The sequence below is a fragment of the Zunongwangia atlantica 22II14-10F7 genome, assembly GCF_002094855.1.
Lineage (GTDB): Bacteria > Bacteroidota > Bacteroidia > Flavobacteriales > Flavobacteriaceae > Zunongwangia > Zunongwangia atlantica.
This window is the reverse complement of the sequence record NZ_ARYN01000018.1, coordinates 87,275-99,684: the sequence shown is the minus strand read 5'-3', so window position 1 is coordinate 99,684 and position 12,410 is coordinate 87,275. Positions and strand designations below refer to the sequence as shown.

General features: G+C 35.2%; 6 protein-coding genes. All 6 read left to right on the top strand.

Features of this window, described 5'->3' with window-relative positions:
- Positions 1-173: 173 nt before the first annotated feature.
- The 6 genes from IIF7_RS17565 to IIF7_RS17540 all read left to right on the top strand — a co-directional run bounded on the left by IIF7_RS17565 (position 174) and on the right by IIF7_RS17540 (position 12,410).
- Positions 174-1,559 (top strand): FGGY-family carbohydrate kinase, encoded by a 1,386-nt coding sequence (locus IIF7_RS17565; RefSeq protein ID WP_084842992.1) that lies wholly within the window; start codon positions 174-176, stop codon positions 1,557-1,559.
- A gap of 396 nt (positions 1,560-1,955) precedes the next feature.
- Positions 1,956-3,107, top strand: coding sequence for an alpha-hydroxy acid oxidase (locus IIF7_RS17560; protein ID WP_084842991.1), 1,152 nt, complete (start codon positions 1,956-1,958; stop codon positions 3,105-3,107).
- Positions 3,108-3,457: 350 nt separating this feature from the next.
- Entirely contained in the window at positions 3,458-4,879 is a 1,422-nt protein-coding gene (locus IIF7_RS17555) for a purine-cytosine permease family protein (RefSeq protein WP_084842990.1), read from the top strand.
- A gap of 555 nt (positions 4,880-5,434) precedes the next feature.
- Positions 5,435-7,660 carry a fasciclin domain-containing protein gene (locus IIF7_RS17550; RefSeq protein ID WP_084842989.1) on the top strand — a complete coding sequence of 742 codons (2,226 nt, stop codon included), beginning with the start codon at positions 5,435-5,437 and terminating at the stop codon, positions 7,658-7,660.
- Positions 7,661-7,666: 6 nt separating this feature from the next.
- Complete coding sequence (locus IIF7_RS17545) at positions 7,667-10,927, top strand: SusC/RagA family TonB-linked outer membrane protein (protein WP_084842988.1); 3,261 nt, start codon at positions 7,667-7,669, stop codon at positions 10,925-10,927.
- Between the two features lie 13 nt (positions 10,928-10,940).
- Positions 10,941-12,410, top strand: a complete 1,470-nt coding sequence (locus IIF7_RS17540) for a RagB/SusD family nutrient uptake outer membrane protein (protein WP_084842987.1) — start codon at positions 10,941-10,943, stop codon at positions 12,408-12,410.

Here is a 12,410-nt window from a genome sequence, read left to right as displayed (position 1 = left end):
TTTGTATCAAGACAAAATGAACAGGTGAATTCAAAAAAGTCCATTTTCTAAACTCTAAAAGCGAAGCGATCTAAAATCTAAGAAACTGCGCGAGGGATTGCAGCGTAAAGCCTGCCTCGCCGGCAGGCAGGCCCGACCTGTAAGGTCGCGCCCCAAATAAGATTACAATTAAAATGAATAAAAAGAAAGTAACTGCTGTTTTTGATATTGGGAAAACCAACAAGAAATTTTTCCTGTTCGATAAGGATTATCAGGAGGTTTTTCGGGATTATACGCGTTTGCCGCTAACGGTAGATGAGGATGGTTATCCTACCGAAGATATTACGCTTTTACGACAGTGGATCAAAGATACGTTTCATTCGATTTTAGAAAGTGAAGAATATGAAGTAAAATCGATCAATTTTTCGACGTATGGGGCGAGTTTGGTGCATTTAGATCATCACGGAAATGTGTTGACGCCTTTATATAACTACACGAAACCGATTGAGAAGGAAATTACCGATGAATTTTATGCGAAATACGGCGGCGAATTAAAGATCGCCAAAGAGACCGCTTCACCACAATCGGGAATGCTAAATTCGGGATTACAGTTGTTTTGGCTGAAGAAAAAATACCCTGAGATTTTTAACAAAATCAAGTATACGCTTCATCTTCCGCAGTATTTATCGTTTTTATTTACGGGGATTCCGGTGAGCGAATATACCTCGATCGGTTGCCACACCAATTTGTGGGATTTCGATAAGGAAGATTATCACGAGTGGGTTTATGAAGAAGGTTTCGATCAATTATTCGGGCCAATTATTCCGACGGCGAGTAGTATAAACACCTCTTACAAAGGGAAAAAGATAAAAATTGGTGTTGGGATTCACGATAGTTCTTCGGCATTATTGCCCTATATTTTAAGTAAGAAGAAACCATTTTTATTGCTTTCAACAGGAACCTGGAGTATTTCATTGAATCCATTTAACGAAGAAAGTCTAGGAGATGAAGATATTAAAAATAATTGTCTGAATTACCTGCGTGTCGATGGAAAACGTGTAAAAGCTTCTCGCTTTTTTATGGGAAATGAATACCGAATTCAGGTTGAAAAACTCGGCGAATACTACGGAAAGGAATACGGATTTCACCGTGATGTAAAGTTTGATCAGCAGCTATATTTAAGATTGATTGAAAAACCATCGATTTATTTCAAATTTGAAGGGATTTCGCTTCAAAGAAAAGAATTACACCAAACCGATTTGAAACCTTTTCCAACTTTTGAAGAAGCCTATCATCAATTAATGATCGAACTGATGGAATTACAGATTCATACCATTAGAAATGCGATAGGAAACTCGCCTATTTATAAAATTTATATCGACGGTGGTTTTACCGATAATGATGTGTTTATGAAATTAATGGCGCATCATTTTAGCGAATTCAAAGTACTATCGACACATTCACCTTTAGGTTCAGCTTTAGGTGCTGCGATGGTGATATCTAATAAAAAAGTAGATTCCAAATTTTTAAAAGAAAACTACCGAATGAAGAAGTTAGTTCCGCTGCTGTTGACGAAGTAGTTGTTAAGTAGTGAGAAGTTAGTATTGAGAGATTAGATGCTAGAAAATAGACTCTAATTTCTATTTATAGAAGAAAGTAAAATGGCCTATCGAAAGTTTATCGTAAAATTTGAAGTGAAAATGCCGTAAAATTTTAGGCTGTTTGAGCGATAGCGAGTTCCTAAAATTTAGGCATCGAACGATAAATTTAGATAAGTGTTTGTAAGCCTTAATTTTTTGGTTCGTTTTGTATCAAGACAAAATGAACAGATTGAATAAATAAGTTTTGATAAGATTTTGAAAAAAGTTCAGAATGACGAAAATAAAAGAATAATTAAAGCTGAATACATTCAGTTTTAAGCCAAAATAATATCAACTGTTAACTAATAACCGTAAACAGTAAACTAAAATAGACCTATGGCCTTTCCATTTAACACCGAATATCCGTCGATCGAATCGCTTCGTGAGCGTGCGCAAAAGCGTATGCCGCGTTTTGCATTCGAATACCTGGACGGAGGCTGTAACGAGAATATCAATATCAAAAGAAATACCGATGAAATTAGGGAAATTCAGCTTAAACCCAGATACCTCAAAAACTACAGTAAATCGAGGTTAGAAACTGAATTGTTCGGTATAAAATACGATGCCCCTTTTGGGATTTCGCCCATTGGTTTACAAGGCTTAATGTGGCCAAATGCACCCGAAATCTTAGCAAAAGCATCGTTGAAACATAACATTCCGTTTGTTTTGAGTACGGTAACTTCAACAAGTATCGAACGAGCGAGTGAATTAACTGAAGGTCGCGCCTGGTTTCAGCTATATAATCCTACCGAAGATTGGTTACGTGATGATATTTTAAAACGAGCTGAAGCCGCTGAAGTTCCGGTTTTGGTGATTTTATGTGATGTTCCCACTTTTGGCTATCGTCCAAAAGAGATTAGAAACGGACTCGCAATGCCACCGCAAATGAATTTCAGAAATGTATTGCAGGTAATGGGCAAACCCGCTTGGGCGATGGAAACTTTAAAACACGGCGCGCCAAATTTTGCGACAATGAAAAAATATATGGAAAAAGGGATGAGCATTAAACAGCTTGGCGCCTGGATGAATGCTACTTTTTCCGGAAGATTAAATGAAGAAAAAATTAAACCACTTCGTGATCTTTGGAAAGGAAAATTGGTGCTGAAAGGAGTCGTTTCCGATGAAGATGCTGAAGAAGCGATTCGATTAGGTTTTGACGGAATTATTGTTTCCAATCACGGCGGAAGACAATTAGACGCAGGGGAATCGACCATAAAGCCACTTTCTCATATTGCTGAAAAATATAAAGATCAAATTACGGTAATGATGGATAGCGGAATTCGTTCCGGTCCCGACATTGCTAGAGTTATGAGTAGCGGAGCCGATTTTAGCTTTTTGGGACGGTCGTTTATGTACGGCGTTGGAGCTTTAGGTGATAAAGGCGGTGATCATACCATCGCAATGCTAAAAATGCAATTGCAGCAAGTTTTAGAACAAGTTTGCTGCGAAAAAGTAACCGATCTTCCTAAGTACTTGGTGAAGGAGTGATTAGAGTTGAAAAGTGAGATTTTAGATTTTAGAAAAGAAATGCTAGAATATAGAAAATAGACGAGTAATTCTAGATTAGAGATTATTAAAACTGTCATCCCGGACTTGATCCGGGATCTCATCCAGTTGAAAGGATTACGATCTTTCTTATTGCGCAAGAAATTATATTTTAAAAACGTTGAATCGAAAAAGTGCTTCGTGGCCTACTTTTTTTGCCAATAAAAAAAGTAACACTGTCAATATAAAATTAAATAGTTTTAAAAGGTTTTAACTTTTACTAAATCGATTGAAATAAAGTAGTAACAAAATAAAAGCTGAAAGCTAATTGCTGATAGCTAACATCTAAAAAAATGAGTCAGGCACAAATAGAAGAAGAAGTATTAACCGAGGAAGTTTCGGGAGAATTTGAACGCGAACGTGTTCCTGAATCCAAATTAAAAAGTTGGAAAAGCTTTTTAGGAATGTATGCCGGTGAGCACGCCGCCGGAACCGAGTTTGTGATCGGTCCACTTTTTTTGACTACCGGAGTTAGTGCTTTCGACTTGATTATTGGATTGCTTTTAGGCAATTTGATGGCGGTTTTGAGCTGGCGTTTTCTTACAGCAGAAATCGGTACCAAATTTAGATACACACTTTACTATCATCTAGAAAAAATCTGCGGAAAACGTCTGGTTACAGTTTACAATCTTGCAAACGGAATTTTGTTCTGTTTCTTAGCCGGAGCAATGATCACCGTTTCTGCAACCGCGGTAGGCGTTCCATTCGATATGGAAATGCCGAAATTAACCGACACAATGCCTAACAGTGCCACCTGGATAATTATTGTATTGGTAATTGGGGCGGTAATCTCGGTAATTGCTGCCAAAGGTTATAGCACTGTAGCGAAAGCTGCTAATTGGATGAGTCCGATTATTGTAGCTGCTTTTGTGATCTGCGGAATTGTTTCGCTAGTGAATTTAGACGTACATAGCTTTTCTGATTTTTGGAACATTTGGGGCGAAGGAAGCGAACCTTTTCCCGGGCAAATAAAATATACGTTTTGGCACGTATTTTTGTGGTCTTGGTTTGCGAATGCAGCAATGCATATCGGGATGTCAGATCTATCGGTTTTTCGATTTGCCAAAAAACCAAGTTCTGGTTGGACGACGGCTGCCGGAATTTATATTGGGCACTATATCGCTTGGATCGCAGCTGCATTATTATACGCCGTCTACTTAAAATCTCCTGAAGCCCAGGCTATTTTAGCGAGTGGCGAAGCACCATCCGTTGCACCTGGACCATTAGCTTACAATGCGATTGGTGTCTTCGGAATTATTGCGGTAATTCTTGCAGGATGGACAACGGCAAATCCAACAATTTACCGAGCCGGGTTAGCATTTCAGGCCATTATTCCGAAGGCTTCTACGGCTTGGGTGACAATTATTGCCGGAACGGTAGCCACTATTGCCGGTCTATTTCCGGCTTTTGCGATGAAATTATTAGGTTTTGTAGCGCTTTACGGATTCATTTTAGCACCTATCGGAGCCATTATTGTTTTTGAATATTTCTTCGGAAAGAAATTTGGCATCCAATCATTCTATGCTGAAAAATCGGGAACTAAATTTAATCAGGCCGTATTTTGGGCCTGGGTAATTAGTTTTGGTGTATTCTATTTTATCTCCATTCAATTTGATGTGTTCTTATCTTTTGTTACACTACCCGCTTGGCTTTGCTGCGGAATTCTATATTTAGTTTTCAGCAAAATGATGCAGAAGAAAACAATTCCAAGCTAATAATTTAAAATTTTCAATATAATCTAAGGACTGTTTTATACAGTCCTTTTTTTTATTATAGAAGTTTAAATTCTATGTATTAAGATTATATATTTTGAAGTAGTTTTTTTAGTAAACTTCCTCGGGGCAAACCCTCGAGACATTCGTTGGAAACAATTTTTTAATTTCGAGGCAGGCCTCGGGGGTATTATTCCCTTTGGCAGTGCCAATAAAATTACGAGAAATTAAAAATTATTCTACAGAAAAATATAGTGATTTACAATCTATCCAATCTTTACGGTTATTTATATAAATTTAAGTAAAAACTTAATTTATGTTAATAAAAACCAAATTAAAACTGAGTTGAAGCTTATTTTCAAAATCAAAAGTAAATAACGAATCATCAGTCATTAACATTAATTAAAACAAATTTTACACATAAAACGATTTATCAATAATAATTTATCACTAAAGCAGCATAGTGCAGGATACGAAAACGTTTTCATTAAGGTAATTTAGATTTACTAAATAATTAACATATAAATATTTCAAAATAATACCACAACTATTAATTACATGAAAGTTTTTAACAGATTAATAATCTTTCTTGCCATCATTTTATTCATTAGTTGTTCTGATAAAGAATTCGATGAATATTATGGTAGACCAGAAAACTTGGAACAACCCATTTATCAAACATTAGAAGAGAAAAGTAACTTTAGTTCACTACTACGTGTTATAGATAAAGCTGGATATAAAGATATATTAGGCAAATCCGGATATTGGACGATGTTTGCCCCTAACGATAATGCTTTTTCGGAATTCTTGGAAGCAGAAAGTATATCAGATATAGAAAGTATCGATTCTATATTAGCAGGTAAGATTGTAAAATATTCCTTAGTATACAATGCGTTTAGAACAGAACGGTTACCAGATTATCAATCTTCAACCGGATGGATAGAAGATCAGGCTTTTAAAAGAAGGACTGCCTACTATGACAGCTTCAGGAATGAAATGGTTGATGGTCAACAAATCGTTGTTGTTGGTTCCAATCGTAATAATACGAACGGAAGTAATTATTATATCAATGGTGATAACAACAATAAATACATTTCATATTTCTCTGAAGATTTTATGTTAGAACAAGGATATACTAGTTATGATTACAACTTTTTTTATCCCAACGAAGAATTAACAGACCTAACTGTTATGAACGCTCAGGCTATAAATGTTGATATTATTGCTGAGAATGGTATTGTACATGAAATTGACAGAGTCCTTTTGCCTCCACAAAATATTGACAATTATCTATCAGAAAACGCCAGTTACAGCCTGTTCTATGAAATAATGGAGAATAATCTAATAAATTATATTTTTAATGAAGACGCAACAAAGAGCTACTATAATTTCACAGGTAATTCTCAAGATGTTTTCGTAAAGGTTTATGACCAAGCGTTGCCATTTTCGCCTAATAACGAAAATTTTTTTAAAGAAATGGATAATGATGGGCAATCTAATGGATATACTTTATTTGCGCCTGAAAATTCTGTTTTTCAAGAATTTGTAAATGAAGTTCTTTTGAAAAATTATTCTTCACTAGAACAAATGCCTAAATATATTTTCGAAGATCTCTATAATGCACATATGTGGCCTAGTAGTGTTTGGCCGTCAAAGTATCAAGCATCCATTAACGGTCTAGACGAAGAGCCTAGATTTGATTTCAACACTGATATAATAGATGTTAAATTACTTAGCAATGGTTTCTTTTATGGAACAAACAAAGTTCAGGCTTCAAACTATTTCTACAGTGTCTACACATCACCTTATTTAGACCCAGATTACACTTTAATGACCCGACTATTGAATGATACTGACGGTTATCGAAATCTAATTAGCAACATAAATAGAAGATGGACATTATTCATGATGTCTGACGATGTAATGAATAATTTAGGATATAGTTATGATATAGATCGATCTGAGTGGGTATACGAGTCACCAGAAAATGGAAATATTGTGACTGGGAACATTGCAAAGCAAAGAGCATTAAGAATATTATATAACCATATTGTTTATACGCCAAATAATGAACTTGAAGATTTATCTGGTTCTGGAATTATTAGAACTGGCGATAATGAATTACCAGGAGAATACATTAAGTATGAAAACAATAGAGTTTATGCTGCAGGAAATGAAGTGCTTGAAAATTATGTGAATATTACAGGATCAGAAACTCAAAATAACGGTATTGTTTATTATACAGACAACCTTTTAGAATTTAGTGAAGAGGCTCCAGGAATAGATTTGAAAAACCTTGCTGAAATAGAAGATTCACCTTTTCAATATTTCTTCAATTATTTAGAAAACTCTCAATTTTATAATCCTGACGGTAGTACTTTATCTATTGTTACATTAGGAACTCGATACACCTTTCTAATTCCAAACAATAGTGCTATTGAGCAAGCTGTACAGGATGGAGCTTTACCAGCGACAGAAACTGGTGAGCCTAACTTTAATCCGAGCACATTCGAAGATCAAGAATTAGTTTCAAATTTTATTAGATATCATATAATTACTGATAGAATAATTTCCGACGACGGAAAAGTAACAGGAGATTACGAAACTTTACTTCAAGATAATTTAGGAGAATCAACCTACTTAACATTCGAGACCTCACCAGGAAATCTAAGTATAACCGACAATAGTGGAAGAGATGCAAATTTTATTCCTTCATTTAGTAATAATCTAGCTGATAGATCTTTGATCCATTTAATAGACAACTATCTCTTATATACCGAATAAACTAGTATGAAACATAAAACTACTCAATTCCTTTACAGCTTTTCATTTATTATCATTTTAATGTATAGCTCATCTATTCTGTTCGCTCAAGAACAACAAATGGTAATAAGAGGTACTGTAATTGATGAAAATACTAAAGAACCTGTTGCAGGCGCTACAATCATAGAACAGGATAAAGAAAAAAGAACAATAACTGGCGTTGTTAGTGATTTTGATGGAAATTTTGCAATAAAAATTAAGAACAGTAGTAATAATTTATCTGTCTCAATTCTTGGATATGAGTCCAAAACCTTACCTATTACAAACGAAAGACAAATAACTATCGAATTAAAATCTTCAATTGATCAACTTGATGAAGTAAGAATCAGTATGCAAAAAAAAGCAACGGAAACAGGTCTTTTAAATATTGCAGAGCGTAATCAAACTACAAGTGTAGTAACAGTCGAGGCTAGTGATATAGAAACTTCACAGGCAGCGTCTATCGACGAGGCATTACAAGGCCGAATGCCTGGTGTAGATATCGTTGCGACGAGTGGTGACCCTGGTGCTGGAATGCAAATCCGAATTCGAGGAACTTCATCCATTACCGGATCTTCAAATCCACTTATCGTTGTCGATGGTATGCCATATGAAACTGAAGTTCCCGATGATTTTAACTTTGGTAGTGCTGATGCTCAGGGCTATGCTGCTTTGTTAAATATTGCACCAACTGACATTGAAAACATTAGTGTTTTAAAGGATGCTGCTGCCACAGCTATGTGGGGGGCTCGAGCAGCTGCTGGTGTTTTAATTATAAATACAAAAAGAGGGTCTGTAGGTAAACCAAGAATAGGATATACTTTCCGAGGAACATATTCTGAATTACCAAAAACAATTCCTATGCTAAACGGTGATCAATATTCACAATTGATCCCTGAAGCTTTTATGAATAGAAACGGTGTTCCCCTAAATACGCTTACTACGAAAGAATTTCAGTACGATCCTCAAGAAGTATATTTCTACAAAAATTATGGAAATAACACTAACTGGATAGATGCAGTAACACAAACAGGACTAACAGGAGAGCATAATCTCTCCTTACAAGGTGGAGGAGAAAAAGCTCGATATTTTACTTCGGTTGGTTATTATGACTCGAAAGGAGTGGTTAAAGGTACAGGTTACCAAAGAATTAATGGAAGATTAAACCTAGACTATGTAGTTTCGGATAGAATAAGATTCAAAACTGATATTGCTTATACTCATAATAATACAGATAGAAATTATGAAAATATAACTGGTGAAGCCTACACCAAAATGCCAAATATGAGTATCTATGAATTCAATGAACAAGGAGAACTTACTCCTAACTATTTTACTCCAGCTCAGAATATTCAGGGATTATACCCTGGTACTTTTAATCCATTAGCCATGGCTGAATATGCTACAAATGAGCAAGTAAGTGAACGAATAGTTCCGCATTTCAACCTTAATGTAGAACTCATACCAAAACGATTGATCTCTACGTTCGATCTACAATTTGACTTTAATAGTACAAAAACAAAAACTTTTCTACCGCAAATAGCTACTGGAAGACCTATTACAGAAACAGTTGTGAACAGGGCTTCTGATGCAGATGTTGACGTTACCAGTGTAACAACAAAAACAAATTTCATTTATACTCCAGACTTTGGTGAAGATCAGGACTTACAAGCAATATTATCTCTGCAAACTAATGATTATAGGTATGAATCACATAATGCAATGACCTCAAATACAGCTTCATCCTTTCTCACAGATCCTTCAGTTCCCTCTAGAACACAAAACTCAACTCTAGATTTAAATGCCAGAAGTTTACAATCAAGAAACGTTGCTGGATTAATTAACGCTCAATATAGCTTATTAGATAGATACATTGTTAATGCTGGAGTTCGAGCAGATGGAAACTCTAAGTTTGGCCCAGCAAACCGTTATGCGGTATTTCCATCTATTTCATCAAGATGGAGAGTTTCTGGAGAACCTTTTATGGAACAATATGACTGGATCGACGATTTAAGTGTTCGAGCGAGTTATGGTCAATCTGGACGAGCTCCCAGTAATGATTATGGATACTTTAGTAACTATACAAATTATAATACACAATACTTAGGATATAATGGAGTCTATCCATCCAATATTCAACTAACTAATTTAAGATGGGAAACTCTAACTGGTAAAAACCTAGGTTTTAACCTTCAAATGTTAGATCGCAGAATTATTTTAGATGTTGATTTGTATCAAAATACAACCGAAGATTTAATATTTAGAAATCTTGATTTAACAACTGTTTCAGGCTACAGCAATATTGACAGAAATGTAGGTACAATAGACAATCAAGGCTGGGAAATTGGTCTCTACACGACCCCTATTAAAACTGATAAATGGAATGTAGACTTTAATTTTAATATTGCTCATAACCAAAACGTTATTCGTGAGATATCGGAATATTTTCCCAATGAAAGTGGAAATGTTACAGTTAACGGTGAGTTCAAAAGGTTTTTACAAATAGATAATCCGTTTGGATCTTTTTATGGATACCGTTTTAAGGGAGTATATCCTGATCTTGAATCAACACAGGCTAAAGATGCTAATGGAAACGTAATAACAGGTCCTAATGGTCAGATAGTATATATGCGCTTTAATTATCCTAACACTGATTATATTTTTCAGCCAGGAGACGCGATATATGAAGATATCAATAAAGATGGTAATATAGACAGCAGAGATGTAGTATATCTTGGTAATAGTAACCCTAAGTTTGTTGGCGGTTTTGGTCCAACAGTTACATTGAACAATCAATTCAAACTGCTATTGTATTTTACATATAGACTTGATTTCGATGTTGTAAATGGTACTGATATGGTCACTACTAATATGTATAATTGGGATAATCAAAGTACAGCAGTACTTTCCAGATGGCGCAACCCGGGTGATCAAACAGATATTCCCAGAGCTATTAACGGAGCAGGCTACAACTGGCTTGGTTCTGATAGATATGTAGAAGACGCATCTTTTTTACGTTTCAGATCTGTCACATTTAGCTATAATTTTAGTAAATCTTTTCTGAAAAATTTAAATATGAATGATGCAAGAATATATATAACAGCAGATAATCTTCTAACATTCACAAAATATAGAGGTCAAGATCCTGAAGTAAGACTACCCGGAGGTGATCCTTTTGATATGTCTATAGACTACTCTAGAACTCCTCCTACTCGTCGCTTATCGTTAGGTATTACTACAAGGTTTTAATAATAATAATGTTATGAAAATAAAAACAATACTCATATTAGTTATCGCTTTATCCACTATATCATGCAACGACTATTTAGATCTTAGGCCCCCAAATGGTACTGTAAGACAAGAATTCTGGAAAACGAAAGAAGATGTTCAAGCAGCTGTAATTGGTATTTACTCTGAAATGGTAAGTAATCAAGACTTTGCCGAACGCCTTTTCATTTACGGCGAATTAAGGGGAGATATGGTTATACCAGGACAAAATGCATCCGATAACCAAATTTTTCTAAATACAACAAACATTCTATCAACCAATGCGTTAACAGACTGGGGAATGTTTTACAGAATAATTAATTTTTGTAATACGGTAATAGACCTTGCGCCTCAGGTTCTAGAAGAAGACCCAACACTAGATGAAGAAGAGCTAGAAGGTTATCTTTCTGAAGCTTTAGCTATCAGAGCATATTTATATTTCACATTAGCGAAAACATTTAAAGATGTACCGTTAAAATTAGATGCCACTTTAAATGATAATGATAACTTTCAAATTCCAACTTCATCACAAGAGGAAGTTTTTCTTCAAGTAATCGAAGACCTTAACCAAGCTGAAGAATATTCTATATCAGACTATGGAAATTTAGCAGAAAATAAGGGACGAATTACCACATATGCAATTAATGCTATGCAGGCAGATGCTTATTTATGGCTTAATGATTTTACAAATGCTCTTGATGCAACCAATAAAGTTATAGAATCTGGTAACTTCGAATTAATCCCTGCCAGTAACAGCTGGTTTGGAACCGTATTTGGCGAGGGTAACTCTAGTGAAAGTATTTTCGAACTTCAATTTAGTGATGAAAATTTAAACTCATTCATTAATGTATTTTTACAAAGAGCAGAATATAGAGCTTCAAGTAGAGCTGTCACTGAAGTCTTTGGAATAGATAGACAAAACCCTGAAAACCAAGACATAAGAGGCGAGAGAGCTTCTATAGTAGCCAGTGGTGCTGAAATCTATAAGTTTATAGGATTAAACAGTGAGCAGCGTAAAACAACTACTACTTCAAACACACACTGGTTTTTCTATAGATACTCAGAGGTTCTTTTAATGAAAGCTGAAGCTTTAAATGAATTAAATCGCGGAGAAGAAGCAATTGCTATTGTCGAAGAAATAAGAGAAATAAGAGAGGCTATAGAAATCACAGAGCTTAATCCTGCAGCTAATGATAAAACAAGTATTTCAGATTATATTTTAGCTGAAAGATCTAGGGAACTAGCTTTTGAAGGAAAACGCTGGTTTGATGTTTTAAGAGTTGCTAGAAGAGATAATTATGCGCGACTTGATCTAATCTTAAGTATGGCGCTCTCTAGCGCCCCACCTAACCAGCAACAGTCAATACTAAATAAACTGCAAGACCCTAATAGCCACTATTTACCAATTAACCAAAATGAGCTTTATACGAATAAACAATTGGTGCAAAATCCATTCTATAACTAA

Coding starts and splice junctions, on each gene's coding strand:
- IIF7_RS17545 (WP_084842988.1), top strand. CDS start 7,667: ATGAAACATAAAACTACTCAATTCCTTTACAGCTTTTCATTTATTATC.
- IIF7_RS17565 (WP_084842992.1), top strand. CDS start 174: ATGAATAAAAAGAAAGTAACTGCTGTTTTTGATATTGGGAAAACCAAC.
- IIF7_RS17550 (WP_084842989.1), top strand. CDS start 5,435: ATGAAAGTTTTTAACAGATTAATAATCTTTCTTGCCATCATTTTATTC.
- IIF7_RS17560 (WP_084842991.1), top strand. CDS start 1,956: ATGGCCTTTCCATTTAACACCGAATATCCGTCGATCGAATCGCTTCGT.
- IIF7_RS17540 (WP_084842987.1), top strand. CDS start 10,941: ATGAAAATAAAAACAATACTCATATTAGTTATCGCTTTATCCACTATA.
- IIF7_RS17555 (WP_084842990.1), top strand. CDS start 3,458: ATGAGTCAGGCACAAATAGAAGAAGAAGTATTAACCGAGGAAGTTTCG.